Source organism: Rhodococcus sp. 06-1460-1B (assembly GCF_002258475.1).
Lineage (GTDB): Bacteria > Actinomycetota > Actinomycetes > Mycobacteriales > Mycobacteriaceae > Rhodococcoides > Rhodococcoides fascians.
In genome coordinates, this window is record NZ_NOYS01000035.1 from 16,603 (window position 1) to 30,494 (window position 13,892).

A 13,892-nucleotide genomic window follows, 5' to 3' on the forward strand; every position below is an offset into this window, starting at 1 on the left:
GTGAGCGGAACTTCGTAGCCCACTACGAAGTTTCACTCACATGCCGCAGGCTCACAGTGGCACGTTCGACGTGGTGTTCGGTTCGGACTCGGCAACCCGCACCGATTGCCGCGTTGCCGGGGTGCTTCTGATGGCCAGGGCTGCCGCGGCGACGACGGCGCAGGCCACGGCACCGGCGACGAAGGCTGCGGTGTACGCGCTCTCGCGGGCCACGTTTGTGCCGTCGATGGTGAACATCGCCAGCACGGTGGACAATGACGCACTCGCGATCGACGTGCCGACGGTGCGCACGATCGAGTTGACGCTGTTGGCCACGCCGGTGTCCGCCGCGCTGACCTCGGCCATGAGCAGGTTGGGCAGGGCCGCGAACGCGAGGCTGACGAACGTGTTGATGACGATGCCCGCGGTGATGAGCTGCCAGGTGTGATCATGGGCCACCGCGACGAACGCAAATCCGAGAACGCCGATCACCGCACCGCCGACGAGAACTCGGCGCGGCCCGAACGATCCGATGAGGCGACCGCTGATCACCGCGGCCACCACTCCTACCGCTGCACCGGGCAGCAGGTACACGACACTCGCTTCGAGAACGTTGGCGGTGAATCCGTAGCCGGCGACGGCACGTGGGGTCTGCACGAAGTAGGAGCAGGCCAGGAAGTTGGCGAACATTCCGACGCCGACGAACAGGGTGGCGACGTTGGTGGCCAGCAGTGGCCCGTGAGTGAGCATGCGGGGTGCGACGAGCGGGGCATCGATGCGTTTCTCGAAGATCCACCAGACTGTTCCCAGCAGCACGCCCGCGACAGCGCATCCGATGGTGGCCACCGAACCCCAGCCCCACGTGCGGCCCTGGGTGAGGGCCAGGAACAGCAGCAGGAGTGTGCCCGCCAGAAGCACGGCACCCCACCAGTCGACCGACCCGCTGCCGCTACGCGGTCGGGCCGGGACACCGAACCACGCGATGCCGAGTGCAACCACGACGATGGCGACGGTGAGCCAGAAGACGCGGTGGTAGTCGGCACCGTTGGCCGTGAGCAGCCCCGTCAGCACCAATCCGAATCCGCCGCCCACGCCGAGAGTGCCGGACAGGATCGACATCGAGCCGACGAGTGCGCGCGGTGGCATCTCGTCGCGCAACACCGCCAGGGCGATGGGGAACAGGGCGTACGAGACGCCCTGCAGAATGCGGCCCACCAGCAGCCAGGTCAGTGAATCGGTCAACGCTGCCAGCAGCGACCCCGCCAGCACGACGGTCAGGACGCCGATGAGCACGGGGCGTTTGCCGTGCAGGTCGGCGAGTCGGCCGATGACGGGGGTGGCGATAACCGCGGCCAACAGGTTCGCCGTCAGCACCCACCCGGCAGCGGTGGTGCTGACGCCCAGTTGGGTGCCGATGGTGCCCACGATGGGAACGACCATCGTCTGCAGGACGGCGAGGGTCATGACGATGAAACAGAGTCCTGGCAGCAGTGTGCGGCGGGTGGACATGGAAGAGCTACCTCGTTACCTATGACAACCGAAAATACGAACCGATCGAACTAAAATGTTGAACGCATCTAATTAATTATCGGGTACCGGTTTCCCCGGTGTGAGCCGAGGTGCCTCGGACGGACTACTGCGCCCGGTTGGGCTTCCCCAGGGCCTTCTGCCGGAGTTCACTGACGATCTCATCGTTCCAGACGTGCTCGCGCACCAAGCGGTAGCGCTCACGGCTCATCCACAGATAGGCCTCGGCATCGGTGCGGTCCTCGAGAATCTCGGCCGCCCGGACCATGCGCACCACCGGCAGGTACTCCTCACCGAACCAGCGTCGCGCGACCGTTCCGCGGTCGACGAACTCCCCGAGTTCCTGCATCAGCCGAAATCCCCAGGCCTCCACCGACTCGCTCAGTTGCGCGTAATCGAACGGGTCGGTGACCTGTACCGCCTCGCTTGCGCGTCCCACCAGGGGCACCCGACTCAGGAAGATGCGGCGATGATCCTTGATCAACAGATCGCCGCGCCGGGTGATGCCCTCGGGGGAGATACGCGTGATGATCTCGGTGACGACGGCGTCGATCGTCGTGCGATGCATCGCGAACGCAATCGACACCCGGTGATGCCCGTCGACGACGAAATGCATGCCGCCGATGCGGTACACCTGGATCGGCGGCATCGCTTCACCGCGGCGCTGCGCCGCCGCCAACCGCTGCCAGCGTTCCCTGATCCGCGCCGAGGTCGGCCTGAAGAATCTGTCGAAGTCCCGGGTGCGGTCGACGCTGCCGACGATGGTCTCGACGCGAATGACCTGCAGACCCAGGTGCCGTTCCCCGACCTTGCCGAGGGCAGCGACCACCTCGTCGAACGGCAGGATGGTGTTGACGTCGTCGGGTTGACGCCGCAGCCACCCGACGAGTCTCGCCACGTCGGCGCGTCGACGCTGGCGGGTGAAGTCGTTCTCCGCGTCGGCGGCCGGAAATCCGGTGTCACGTGCCATGTCTGCGCCTCACGATCCTCGGTGCTTCGACGTGCTGTCGCTGCCCACCCGGTTCGACGTCGAGCAGGGTGTATCCGACGGTGTTGATCACCGCCGCCCCGTGCAGGGCCAGATCGTCCGGGGTGTGGCCGTGTGGATGAATGTGGCCGTGCAACAACAACTGTGGGGAGAGTCGACGCGTCACCTCGTCCAGGCAGTCGAAGCCGACGTGTGCCGGGTCGGTGTCGTCGCCGACTCCGAGGGGTGGGCTGTGAGTGAGCAGAATGTCCACCGGCCGTACGTCCTTGCGGACGTTGCGATTCCACGCGAATGTTCGAGTGAGGGTGCGTGAGCGTCTGCGCTGCTGACGTTGCGTCCATTGATTGGGTCCGCCGTTGTAGCGGATCGACCCGCCGAGACCGGCGATACGCAGACCGGCAGCGGACACGATCCGCCGGTCGACGTTGATCGCACCCACCGGCCCCGGCCAGGTGGCAGGCAGCCCTGCGCGCATCCAGCCGGCCTTCCCGGCCGAATAACCCGTCAGGTCCGCGTCGTGATTGCCGGGCACGAACACGCACGGAGCGTTCAACGCGTCGGTCAGATACTCGAGGTAATCGAACGGAAGGTCGCCCGCGCCGAGAATCAGATCGACGCCGAGCGACTTCACCTGCGGACTCCACAGAGATTCGATCGTTTCGTCGGACACAGCGAGAACGGATACCACGGGTACGACGGTACCCACCTCGTCCGCGGTGGCACCTCCGAACGGACTTCTCGGGCACCGGTGGTGTTGGATGGGTCTCGTGAGCGAGAGTGTCATTACCGCGGTACGCGCACATCTGCTGACCGAGATCGGCGACGACAACCCGTCGTCCGCGTCCGTGACGTTCCTCGGCCTGGAGTCACTGGACGTGCTGCGATTCGGAGCGGACTCCGAGGTGGTGCGGTACGTCAGCCTCGGCTGCTCGCGTCATCCCATGGCAGACCCGAACGACATGGTCGCCGATCCGTCCCGTGGCCCTCGCGCCGAACTGGTACTGACCCTTCGCGGTGGCGCAGGCGTGGCGTCGGGCGTCCACAAGAGCTTGGCCGTGCTCGCGGCTTCGCCCGCGGTGGAGGGCGTCGTGCTGGTGGAGGACGCCCTGCTCGATCTCGGTGAGCCGCTGTGGACCAACGCGCCGTTCACTGCCGTGCTGCTCGGGCCGAGCGACATCGCGGACCTGCCGCTGCCGGAGCCTTTCGATCCGGTTCATTTCTTCGCCGCGGTGCCGTTGACCGGAACCGAGGCCGCCTGGGTGCGGTTACGCGGGGCGGATGCGTTGCGCGAGGCCTGGAAGGAAGCGGGGATCGACGTTCGAGACCCCAACCGGTCTGCAGCCAGCCTCTGATCGGGCGCTCCTGCGCACAGGGTGTCGACTTCCGGTGGCTACCCGCTTCTGTCGGAGTTCGTCCCTGGCTGTAGATCTCCGGCGCAGGATCTACAGCCAGTTGTTCTTGTGGAACGTGCGCCACAGACCGACGCACACGCAGGCGACGATCGCGACGATCGTGTGATACCCGTAGGTCCAGTGCAGCTCCGGCATGTTGTCGAAGTTCATGCCGTAGATGCCGGCCACCATGGTCGGCACCGCCGCGATCGCCACCCAGGACGAGATCTTGCGCATGTCGAGGTTCTGCTGCATCGTCACCCGAGCCAGGGCCGCGTCGACGAGCGAGCTGAGTACCTCGTCGTATTCGGAGATACGTTCGGCGACGGTGGTGTGATGGTCCTGCACGTCACGGAGGTACCGCCGGACGGACTTCGGAACACTGGGCTCCTGGACCAGCCGTGCGAGAGGCGTCGACAGTGGTGTCACCGACCGGCGTAGTTCCACGACCTCCCGCTTGAGCAGATAGATGTTCTCGATCGGCACGTGATGATGCGGGGAGAACACCTCCTCCTCCATGCCGTCGACGTCCCTCTCGATCGAGTCGGTGACGGCCAGGTACTCGTCGACGACGTGGTCGGCCACCGCATGCAGCACCGCCGACGGGCCGAGCGCGAGCTGCTCCGGATTGTCCTCGAGTCGCTGGCGCACGCCGGCCAATCCGGAGTGTTCGCCGTGTCGGACGGTGATGACGAAATCTCGACCGACCATCACCATGATCTCGCCGCTCTCGACGATCTCGTTCGCCGTCGTCACCGACTCGTGTTCGACGTACTTGACCGTGCGTAGGACGAGGAATGCGACGTCGTCGTATCGCTCGAGCTTGGGCCGCTGATGCGCGTGCACGGTGTCCTCGACCATCAACTCGTGCAGGTCGTAACACTGAGCGATCGCGTTCATCTGACGGTCGTCCGGCGCATGCAGGCCCACCCAGACGAACCCCTCGCCGCGGGCTCGTACTTCGGCGATCGCGGAAGTGTGAGTGAACCGGCCGGGTAGCCGGGAGCCGTCGACGTAGACAGCGCAGTCGACGATGGCGCGCGCCGTCGGCACCGGTATTCGTGGACTCGACTCGGGAACGGCCTTGTTTCCTCGTCGGTGCAGCGAGGGCAGTGAGGGACGCGGTGGAAGGGACGGCATGGCGGGCAATCGTACGCCAGGAAAACGACAGAACAGTGGGCCCGGAACATCACGGCGGTACGCCTGGGACACTGTTCTGGTGCTCATCGATCTCCACACCCACTCGACAGCGTCCGACGGTACCGACAGCCCGGCCGAGCTGGTTCGCGCTGCGTCGGCAGCGGGCCTGTCGGTGGTGGCGCTCACCGATCACGACACCACGGCGGGATGGGACGAGGCCGCTGCCGCATCGCCCGCCGGCCTGACGCTCGTGCGCGGCATGGAACTGTCGTGCACCGGTCGTGGGGAGGACGGCACGCCCGTCCCGGTGCACCTGCTGGCGTACCTGTTCGACCCCGAGAACGAGGCATTCGCCGCCGAGCGTGCACGACTGCGCGGTGAGCGGGTGACCCGGCTGCGGGCCATCGCCGAGAACATGGCCGCGGACGGCCTACCCATCGATCCCGACGCGGTTCTCGCCTCGGCCGGGGAGGCCGCCGGTCGTCCCCATCTGGGCCAGGCTCTGATCGAGGCCGGCTACGTCTCGGACATGGACGCGGCGTTCGCCGGTCCGCTGGCAACGGGTGGCAAGTATTACGTGGGCAAGGTCGACACTCCACTCGACGTCGCCGTCGAGATGATCGCCGCCGCAGGCGGCGTCAGCGTGCTCGCGCATGCCCGGGCCCGCAAGCGCGGACGCATCCTGGATCTGGACCACATCCGAGAACTCACCCCGCTCGGGCTCGGCGGTGTGGAAGTCCACCACATGGACCACTCGCCGGAGGACACCGTGGTGATGGCCGAGTTGGCTGCGGAGCTGGACCTCATCGTCACCGGGTCCTCGGATTATCACGGCACCAACAAGACCGTGAAGCTGGGCGAGTACACCACCGCCCCGGAGCAGTACGACCGACTGATCGCGGCGGCCCGGTCATGAACTTCGACGTGACGCTGTACCTGACGGTTCTGATCACGCTGTTCGTGATCATGGATCCACCGGGCGCGATTCCGGTGTTCCTGTCCCTGGTGGGACGCAAGAGCAAGGAAGTGCGCAACAAGGCCGCATGGCAGGCACCCGCGGTCTCGCTCACCGTCATCTCGGTTTTCGCGATCGGCGGCCAGGCCATTCTGAGCTACCTGCACATCGGCATTCCGGCACTGCAGGGCGCGGGTGGACTTCTGCTCCTGCTCATCGCGCTGTCGTTGCTCACCGGTAAGGGCGCGGGCGGCGACGCGGCGGCCGAGGACGTCAACGTCGCACTCGTGCCGCTGGGTACGCCGTTGATGGCGGGCCCCGGAGCTATCGCCGCGGTGATCGTCTACGTCAGTCAGGCCGACGGCAACGCGAGCTCGTTGCTCGCAATTGCCTTGGGCATCATCACGATTCACGTCCTGTTCTTCGTGATTCTACGATTCTCCACCGTCCTCATCCGGCTGCTCGGCGAAGGCGGCATTTCGCTGCTGGCGCGCATCGCAGGCCTGTTGCTCGCCGCCATCGCGGTGCAGTTGATCGCGGACTCCGTCCGCGGATTCGTGGCCGGAGCATGAGCGGGGCCGGAGCGGGTGCCGGGCTGCGCTTCCTGCGGGGGCTCAGCGGCATCGTCACCGCCGGACTGGTGGTGCTGGCGATCGGCGTCGGCGTCACCCAATATCTCGGTCAGTCCCGCGGCTACCCGGGACCGGGCGCGCTGTCGGTCACCGTGCACATCGTTGCCGCTGTCGTCGCCATCGCAGCGCAGCGGATCGCCGATCACCGACGCGGATTCACCGCCTTCCTCGGAGCGATCGTGGTCTTCGTGGTCACCGGTCTCGTCCTGTGGACCCAATGGTGGCAGTAGGGCGGTAGCGCAGTGGTGGCAGCGGTTCACGCTGGGTTTCTGACTCTGTGGTCAGTTCGGTGGGCGGTATGGCACACTTGGGCCGTTGCAGCGATGCGGCTACAGCCCATCGTTGACTGTGCAGGCACACCCGCCGCACGTGCGAGACACGCTTTTCGGCAGTCGGCAGCCAGTACTGGCGCCCTCCGGTAGTCCGCGACCCTTTCGAGCATCAATCACTTCGTAGACACGTGTTGCCTCGTCGAGGCCGACAGTGCGAGGAGCTTTCACCGTGACGGCAGTCGAAGACACCACAGGAACACCATCGGCAGTTGCGGCCGCGATCACCGACGACGAGATCTTCGCCGGGCATCTCGGCGGCAAGCTTTCGGTCCAGTTGGCCGCGCCGCTCGAGACCCAGCGCGATCTCTCGATCGCCTACACCCCGGGAGTGGCCCAGGTCAGCCGTGCCATCGCCGCCGACCCGGCGCTGGCCAAGCGCTACACCTGGACCGACCGGCTGGTCGCCGTCATCTCCGACGGTTCCGCGGTGCTCGGCCTGGGCGATATCGGTCCGCGCGCGTCGTTGCCGGTGATGGAGGGCAAGGCGGCGCTGTTCAAGAAGTTCGCCGGCCTCGATTCCATCCCGATCGTGCTCGATACCCACGATGTCGACGAGATCGTCGAGACGATCGTGCGGATGCGACACAGTTTCGGAGCCGTCAACCTCGAAGACATCTCCGCCCCGCGGTGTTTCGAGGTGGAACGACGCGTCGTCGAGGCACTGGACTGCCCCGTGATGCACGACGACCAACACGGCACCGCCATCGTCGTCCTCGCGGCGCTGACGGGTGCCGCACGGGTACAGGGCCGGGACCTGGCCGGGCTTCGAGTGGTCGTCTCGGGTGCAGGCGCTGCAGGCGTTGCGTGCGCGAACATGTTGCTCGCCGCCGGCATCTCCGACGTCGTGGTCCTCGATTCCAAGGGCGTCGTCTCGGCCGATCGCGGTGACCTCGCCGGCGTCAAGGCCGACCTCGCCGCACGGACCAATCCTCGTGGACTGAGCGGGGGACCGGGCGATGCGCTGGCCGGAGCCGACGTGTTCCTCGGACTGTCCGCAGGCAAGGTGGACGAGAGCGTCATCGCCTCGATGGCCCCCGAGTCCATCGTGTTCGCGCTCTCGAACCCGGATCCGGAGATTCACCCGGAGGTGGCCAGGAAGTACGCGGCCATCGTCGCGACCGGACGCAGTGATTTCCCCAATCAGATCAACAACGTTCTGGCCTTCCCCGGTGTGTTCAAGGGCGCGCTCGACGCCGGTGCACGCCGTATCACCGAAGGCATGAAGCTCGCCGCTGCCGAGGCAATCCTCTCGGTTCTCGGCGACGAGTTGGCCGCGGACCGAATCGTCCCGAGCCCACTCGATCCTCGCGTCGCCCCGGCCGTTGCGGACGCAGTTGCGGCAGCAGCGCGAGCCGAGGGCGTCGCGTAGGAAAACAGAAAAAAGCACCCCGAACCCCGCCCTACCCGGGCCGGTGGTTCGGGGTGCTTTTCGTTCGTGTGAGTCGCCCGTCAGACTTTTGCCAGTCCGGTCGGCATCCGCCGGAGGCGACCGGTTCCCGGCACCGACGTCCACACCGCAAGGGCGAGAAGGCCGTCGACGACGAGTGTGAGCAGCGCGACGAGGATCGCCCCCACCAGAACCCGGCCGTAGTCGTAGAGCGCGAGACCGTCGAAGATGTAGCGACCCAGCCCGCCCAGGTTGACGTACGCCGCAACGGTCGCGGTCGCGATGATCTGCAGGGTGGTGTTCCGTAGTCCGCCGAGGATCAGTGGGAGTGCATTGGGGATCTCTACCCGCAGCAGCACCTGTGATTCGGTCATCCCCATTGCACGGGCGGCGTCGACCACGTGAGCGTCGACGTTGGCTATTCCCGAGTAGGTGCCCGCCAGCAGCGGCGGTATCCCGAGCAGGACCAGCGCGATGATCGGCGGGATCAGACCCAATCCGATCACCAGGACCAGGAACACCAACACACCCAGAGTCGGCAGTGAGCGCAGAGCGTTGACCAGTCCGACGACCACTGCTTCGCCGCGGCGCAGGTGACCGATGATCAGTCCGATGGGAATCGCGACAGCGGCCGAAAGCACAACGGCCAACAATGAATACCACATGTGCTCGAGCAATCGAGCGCCGATTCCCGTCGGCCCGGCCCAATTCGCGCCGTCGAGGATGTACGAGAACGCTTCGGAGAACAGATTCATGCGCGCGCCTTCCTCGTCGACGGGCTCGTGCCCTGCCGGGTCCACGGCGTGAGTCGACGGCCCACCAGATACAGGGCGGCGTCGAAGATCAACGCCAAGAACACGATCGAGATGATGCCGGCGAAGATCTGATCGGGATAGTCACGTTGGTAGCCCTGGGTGAACAGCTGGCCGAGACCACCGATACCGATCACCGAACCCACCGAGACCAACGAGATGTTGGTGACCGTGACAACTCGAATATTGGCGATGAGCACCGGCAAGGACAGCGGTAGCTCGACGGTCACCGCCCGGCGTAACGACGAAAAGCCCATGGCCTGAGCCGAATCGACGACGGCGAACGGAACCGAATCGAGTGCCTCCGGAACCGCGCGAACGAGCAGAGCCGTGGAGTACACCGTCAGTGCGATCACCACGTTCAGCGGATCGAGCACAGGCAGTCCCACGACCGCAGGAATGGTGACGAACAGTGCCAGTGACGGCAACGTGAACGCAATGCTGGCCACCGTCAACGTGATTCGGCGGACCCACCGCGTGTTGCGAATCAGGGTGCCGACCGGAACGGCGATGAGCAGTCCGATGAGCAGGGGCACGAGCGAAAGATACAGATGTGTCTTCGTGTACCCGAGTACGACGCCGAAGTTGTCGAACAGCCAGGTCACTGTGCGTCGTTCCCGGTCGCGCCGAAGTGGTGGCGATTGCGCTCCTCGTCCTCCGACTTGCGCTGTACGGCCAGGTTTTCGAGAATCTCCGCACCGTCGACGCTGCCCACGGCGGCACCGGTCGAATCGACGGCGACGCCGATTCCCGACGGAGACGAGATCGCCGAGTCGAGCGCCTGCCGTAGATCGCCGCCCTCGAGGAACAGCGACCCACCGGCCGCGGTGCTCTCGTCCAGGCTGCCGCCGCCGCGTACCTTCTCGACGCCGGTGGCGTCGATCCAGCCGAGGGGACGACGCTGGGAGTCCACGACCAGAACCCACTGCCCTTGGTCGAGTCGCAGGGTGCTCATCTCGTCCTCGGTCGCGGTATGGATCGGATGCATCGTCACCGACTGCGCGGAGCGGAAAGACAGGCCTCGGTAGCCGCGGTCGCGGCCGACGAACGACGCCACGAACGACGTCGCCGGTGCCGCGAGCACGGTCTCGGGCTTGTCGTATTGCTGCAGACGACCCTGCGGTCCGAAGACTGCGATGTGGTCGCCCAGCCGCACGGCCTCGTCGATGTCGTGCGTGACGAACACGATCGTCTTCTTCAGATCGGCCTGCAGCCTGAGCATCTCGGTCTGCAGATCCTCACGCACCACCGGATCGACGGCGCTGAAGGGTTCGTCCATCAACAGAATCGGTGGGTCCGCGGCGAGCGCGCGGGCCACCCCGACGCGCTGTTGCTGCCCGCCGGACAGCTGTGCCGGGTAGCGGGACGCGAGAGCCGGATCCAGGCCCACTCGTTCCAGTACCTCGAGCGCCGCCTTGCGGGCCGCGCGCCGGGACTGACCGTTCAACACCGGAACCGTCGCAACATTGTCGACGACGGAACGGTGGGGCAGCAGCCCGGCACTCTGGATGACGTAGCCGATTCCCCTGCGCAGCTTCACCGCGTCGGTGTCGGCGATGTTGCGGCCGTCGACCGTGATGACGCCCGAGGTGGGCGCGATCATCCGGTTGATCATCCGCATCGACGTCGTCTTGCCGCAGCCGGACGGCCCCACGAACACGGTGAACGAGTGTGGCTGGATCACCAGGTCCAACGAGTCGACTGCCGTGGTGCCGTCCGGGTACGTCTTGGTGATGTTCTCGAAGGTGATCATCAGCTGACCGGCTGGTCCAGACCCTTGTCCTTGACCCACGCCGTTGCCGCCGCAGCCGGTTCGACCTTCTGGTCGCCGGACACCGACGTGTTCAGTGCAATGAGCTCTTCGGTGGTGATCTGCGCCGAGACGGCGTCGAGAACCTGAGTGAGCTTGTCGGACTGCTTGGACGCCCGCAGCACCGGGATGACGTTCTGAGCGGCGAAATTGTTCTCCGGGTCTTCGAGAACCACGAGATCGTTCTGCGCGATGGCAGGCGAGGTGGTGAAGATGTCCGCCGCGACGACCTGGCCCGACACGAGTGCCTCGACCGTGGCCGGTCCGCCGCCGTCGGAGATGGGCACGTAGTTACCGGGGGAGATGTCCAGGCCGTACTTCGCTTTCAGGCCCGGCAGTCCGCCGACGCGCTCCTGGAATTCCGGCGTGCCCGCGAACGTCACCTCCGAGGAGAACGGTGCGAGATCGCCGACGGTCTTGAGATTGCGCTCGGTTGCGGTCGCGCGGGTGACGACGACGGCATCCTTGTCCTCGCCGGGTGCCTGGGCCGTCACCGAGAGGTCGTCGCCGAGTGCGGCGGGCAGTGCCGCCAGCACGTCCTCGGACGAGGTGGCCGTGGCAGATTCGTCCAAGTACTGGAGCAGGTTGCCCGTGTAGTCGGGAATCAGGTCGATCGAGCCGTCGCGGACGGCGGGAATGTACGCCTCGCGGCTACCGATGTTGAGCTTGGTGCTCACCTCGAAACCGTTGGCGCGCAATGCTTCTGCGTAGATGTTCGCGACGGTCTCGGACTCCGGGAAGTTGGCCGAGCCGACGATGATCGAGTTCGTGTCGTCGTTGCTCTCGCCGCCTCCGCTCGAGAGCGGATCCGAATTTCCGCCGCAGGCGGTCAGTGCGGTGACCGACAGGGCGAGCGCGGCAACGGCCGCCACTGCCTTCGGGGCGGAGAACGCGCGCGTGATTCGGGAGGTGGTCATGGTGTCCTTCCATCGGTTCGGGCACAGACGAAGCCCCAACTCCGACGGGTGCCGCCCGATCACCGGGGACACCGCCGAACCAGGACTCGGGCTGCTCGGGATGGTAGTCGACGTCGCCGTGCCCATAAGGTTGGTTCGACTACCCTCTCGTTCGCATCTGTGCCCCGCGGTCGGGATCGGTAAACCCCACGGGCAGTGAACAGGAGAAAATGAGAGTGCGTTCGTCGATTCTGGCAGCGGCCCTCGCGGTCACTATTGCAGGTTCCGTCGGTGGGTGCAGTGCGGCCGACCGGGCCGAACCCGGGCACATGCCCGTCGTCGTCGGAGCCGGGAATTCCGACCTCTCCCGGTTGCTCGCACAGATCTACGCAGGAGGACTCCGGTCGACGGGAGCCGAGGTCTCCGTCGCCGAGAACCTGGGGGATCGGACGGCGTACCTCGCGGCGCTGGACCGCGGCGAGGTATCGATGATCCCCGACCTGACCGGGGACCTGTTGCGCACCTTCGACACCCTGGCCGGGGCAACCGAAGCGGAGGACGTGTTCACCGAACTGAACCGATCGCTGCCCGCCGGACTGTCGGTGGGAGATTACGCAACCGCCGAGGATCGATTGGCCCTTGCAATCGCTCCAGACGCGATCTCGGACGAGGTGCCGAACGTCGCCGATTTTCTGCGTCGGGACGACGTGACCGTCGGAACGGTCGAGGGGGAGGTCGATCCGATGGACGTAAGGACGGAGGGCATGGGCAGTCCCAGCTTCACCAGGGCCCGTTTCTCCGAGTTCATGGTCTACCCGGATGCGCAGTTCGCCGTCGACGACCTGAATTCCGGTGCGGTGGATGCTCTCGCGATTCGGACTGCGTCGTTCGGTCCGCTGGCCAAGGATCTGACGACTCTGCCCGACGACGATCACGTGTATCCAGCGCAGAACGTCGTTCCGCTGTACCGCACCGGTGTGCTGGACGAGAGTGCGGTGAAGTCGTTCTCGGTGGTGGCGGGGGAGCTGACGACAGCGGACCTCGCCGACATGATCGGCGAGGTCCGCGGCGGTGCTGCGTCAGGCGATGTCGCCGGCCGCTGGCTCGGCGAGCACAGCCTCTGACACGTCGGACTTCTGCTCTGCTCTGAGCTTGCGGCCCAGGTACGCACCCATGTGCTGGACGGCTTCGGCTGCTTCCCGCAGGATCGACGCCTGCAGATGCGCCACGTGCCAGAGCTTCTTGTACTCGATGTACTCGAGTTCGACGCCGGACAGGCGCAGCTTGTCCGCGAATGCGGTGATCTGCGGATAGAGCACCTCGTCCGTCCCGACGTGCATGACGACCGGAGGCAGCTCGTCGAGGTTGCCCTGGAGCGGCGCGAAGCCTTGATCCAGTGGGTCGCCCGCCCCGAGATATGCGTCGGCCGAGGAGTTCGACCACCCGGTGTTGACCACCAGGTCGCGCGGCTTGACCGCATCGCGTGCGCCCGGATCGACCCACGGTGAGATCAATCCGAGGGCTGCCGGCCTCGCGCCGTCGTCCACCAGCCGCCTCGCCGTCGCGACGGTCAGACCACCGCCTGCCGAATCGCCGGCGATGGCGATGCGATCCGGGGTGAAGCCGTGCGAACGCACGAGTTCTCGGAACGCCGCCACGGCGTCGTCGAGCGCGGCCGGGTACGGGTTCTCCGGGGCCAGTCGGTAGTCGAGTACGTACACGGCGCTGGCCGACTCTCGGGCCAGATGGGCGGCGAGCGATCGGTGGGTGTTGATCGAACCGATCGTGAACGCGCCCCCGTGGAGGTACAGGATGGCGGTGTCGCGTTCGGTGGCTCCGACGGTGATGCGCTCGGCTCGCCTGCCCGCGAGCGTCAGCTTCTGCGCGACGGTCCCGTGTGGGAGCGTCTGCACGGGAGCCGCGGCCTCGAGGACCGCCCGCTGCGCCCGGAAGGACAGACGCGGATTCAGCGCGAGGCGGTAGAAGGGCTTGAGCGCCGCCGCAACGATCGGCAGTGGAACGTAGAAGGCTTTCACGACGCGA

15 protein-coding genes are annotated in these 13,892 nt (G+C 66.2%); 6 read left to right on the forward strand and 9 right to left on the reverse strand.

Annotated elements, in window-relative coordinates; genetic code table 11:
• Window positions 1–51: 51 nt before the first annotated feature.
• The 3 genes from CH268_RS20990 to CH268_RS21000 form a co-directional block, all read right to left on the reverse strand.
• Window positions 52–1,488, reverse strand: a complete 1,437-nt coding sequence (locus CH268_RS20990; protein WP_094665791.1) for an MFS transporter — start codon at window positions 1,486–1,488, stop codon at window positions 52–54.
• Window positions 1,489–1,612: 124 nt separating this feature from the next.
• Entirely contained in the window at window positions 1,613–2,476 is an 864-nt protein-coding gene (locus tag CH268_RS20995; RefSeq protein WP_094665792.1) for a chromosome partitioning protein ParB, read from the reverse strand.
• On the reverse strand, window positions 2,466–3,182 hold the full coding sequence (locus CH268_RS21000) for a metallophosphoesterase family protein (protein WP_027498034.1): 717 nt from the start codon (window positions 3,180–3,182) through the stop codon (window positions 2,466–2,468). Before CH268_RS21000 ends, CH268_RS20995 begins: the two co-directional genes overlap by 11 nt.
• Window positions 3,183–3,252: 70 nt before the next feature.
• Between CH268_RS21000 and CH268_RS21005 the strand changes: the two genes are divergently transcribed.
• Window positions 3,253–3,846, forward strand: coding sequence for a suppressor of fused domain protein (locus CH268_RS21005; protein ID WP_176458017.1), 594 nt, complete (start codon window positions 3,253–3,255; stop codon window positions 3,844–3,846).
• A gap of 90 nt (window positions 3,847–3,936) precedes the next feature.
• On the opposite strand, the gene CH268_RS21010 is transcribed toward CH268_RS21005, so the two are convergent.
• Complete coding sequence (locus tag CH268_RS21010; protein ID WP_094665793.1) at window positions 3,937–5,025, reverse strand: magnesium and cobalt transport protein CorA; 1,089 nt, start codon at window positions 5,023–5,025, stop codon at window positions 3,937–3,939.
• A gap of 79 nt (window positions 5,026–5,104) precedes the next feature.
• Between CH268_RS21010 and CH268_RS21015 the strand changes: the two genes are divergently transcribed.
• The 4 genes from CH268_RS21015 to CH268_RS21030 all read left to right on the forward strand — a co-directional run bounded on the left by CH268_RS21015 (window position 5,105) and on the right by CH268_RS21030 (window position 8,313).
• Window positions 5,105–5,941 carry a PHP domain-containing protein gene (locus CH268_RS21015; RefSeq protein WP_094621242.1) on the forward strand — a complete coding sequence of 279 codons (837 nt, stop codon included), beginning with the start codon at window positions 5,105–5,107 and terminating at the stop codon, window positions 5,939–5,941.
• Entirely contained in the window at window positions 5,938–6,552 is a 615-nt protein-coding gene (locus tag CH268_RS21020; RefSeq protein ID WP_027498030.1) for a MarC family protein, read from the forward strand. Before CH268_RS21015 ends, CH268_RS21020 begins: the two co-directional genes overlap by 4 nt.
• Entirely contained in the window at window positions 6,549–6,842 is a 294-nt protein-coding gene (locus CH268_RS21025; RefSeq protein ID WP_051365246.1) for a hypothetical protein, read from the forward strand. Before CH268_RS21020 ends, CH268_RS21025 begins: the two co-directional genes overlap by 4 nt.
• A 271-nt stretch (window positions 6,843–7,113) precedes the next feature.
• Window positions 7,114–8,313 (forward strand): NAD(P)-dependent malic enzyme, encoded by a 1,200-nt coding sequence (locus CH268_RS21030; RefSeq protein ID WP_027498028.1) that lies wholly within the window; start codon window positions 7,114–7,116, stop codon window positions 8,311–8,313.
• A gap of 80 nt (window positions 8,314–8,393) precedes the next feature.
• Here the strand turns inward: CH268_RS21030 and CH268_RS21035 are convergent, their stop codons facing one another.
• The 4 genes from CH268_RS21035 to CH268_RS21050 are packed head-to-tail and all read right to left on the reverse strand — an operon-like array spanning window position 8,394 to window position 11,870.
• Window positions 8,394–9,086, reverse strand: a complete 693-nt coding sequence (locus CH268_RS21035) for an ABC transporter permease (protein ID WP_027498027.1) — start codon at window positions 9,084–9,086, stop codon at window positions 8,394–8,396.
• Window positions 9,083–9,748, reverse strand: a complete 666-nt coding sequence (locus CH268_RS21040; RefSeq protein WP_094665794.1) for an ABC transporter permease — start codon at window positions 9,746–9,748, stop codon at window positions 9,083–9,085. The genes CH268_RS21035 and CH268_RS21040 overlap by 4 nt, the downstream gene beginning before the upstream one ends.
• On the reverse strand, window positions 9,745–10,896 hold the full coding sequence (locus CH268_RS21045; RefSeq protein ID WP_032365391.1) for an ABC transporter ATP-binding protein: 1,152 nt from the start codon (window positions 10,894–10,896) through the stop codon (window positions 9,745–9,747). The genes CH268_RS21040 and CH268_RS21045 overlap by 4 nt, the downstream gene beginning before the upstream one ends.
• Complete coding sequence (locus CH268_RS21050) at window positions 10,896–11,870, reverse strand: ABC transporter substrate-binding protein (RefSeq protein WP_094665829.1); 975 nt, start codon at window positions 11,868–11,870, stop codon at window positions 10,896–10,898. Before CH268_RS21050 ends, CH268_RS21045 begins: the two co-directional genes overlap by 1 nt.
• 209 nt (window positions 11,871–12,079) lie before the next feature.
• Here CH268_RS21050 and CH268_RS21055 point away from each other — a divergent pair, with 209 nt between their 5' ends.
• Window positions 12,080–12,973, forward strand: coding sequence for a glycine betaine ABC transporter substrate-binding protein (locus CH268_RS21055; RefSeq protein WP_094665795.1), 894 nt, complete (start codon window positions 12,080–12,082; stop codon window positions 12,971–12,973).
• Here CH268_RS21055 and CH268_RS21060 read toward each other — a convergent pair.
• The gene (locus CH268_RS21060; protein ID WP_032371669.1) at window positions 12,929–13,885 is read right to left on the reverse strand and encodes an alpha/beta hydrolase; all 957 of its coding nucleotides are present in this window, start codon (window positions 13,883–13,885) and stop codon (window positions 12,929–12,931) included. The two genes, CH268_RS21055 and CH268_RS21060, sit on opposite strands and share 45 nt — an antisense overlap.
• Window positions 13,886–13,892: the final 7 nt, after the last annotated feature.